Origin of the sequence: Mesorhizobium sp. M2E.F.Ca.ET.209.01.1.1 (assembly GCF_004010375.2) — a bacterium.
In the GTDB taxonomy this organism is placed as follows: domain Bacteria; phylum Pseudomonadota; class Alphaproteobacteria; order Rhizobiales; family Rhizobiaceae; genus Mesorhizobium.
Genome location: NZ_SADP02001190.1, coordinates 1 through 290, shown reverse-complemented (window position 1 = coordinate 290; position 290 = coordinate 1). Strand labels below are relative to the sequence as shown.

Here is a 290-nt window from a genome sequence, read left to right as displayed (position 1 = left end):
ATCTCGGCGATCGCGTTGACGCACTCCACCTCAGACGAGGCGTTCGGGCGGTTGCCGAGCTTGTCCTTCAGGCGCTGGAAGCGGAAGCCATTGCCGGAACCGTCGCCCAGGATGCGCGGAACGAGGAAGCAGGACAGTCCCTCCGGCGCCTGTCCGAGCACCAGGAAGGCATCCGACATCGGCGCCGACATGAACCATTTGTGGCCGGTCAACCGGTAGAAGCCGCTTCCCGTGCGCTCGGCCCTTGTGGTGTTGGCGCGCACATCGGTGCCGCCCTGCTTCTCGGTCAT

Annotated in this window: 1 protein-coding gene; it reads right to left on the bottom strand. The window is 65.5% G+C overall.

Translation table 11 applies throughout. The annotated features are described in order from the left end of the window. Positions 1-290: acyl-CoA dehydrogenase family protein (locus tag EN852_RS39685; RefSeq protein WP_189546657.1), on the bottom strand; the 290-nt coding region annotated here is incomplete at both ends.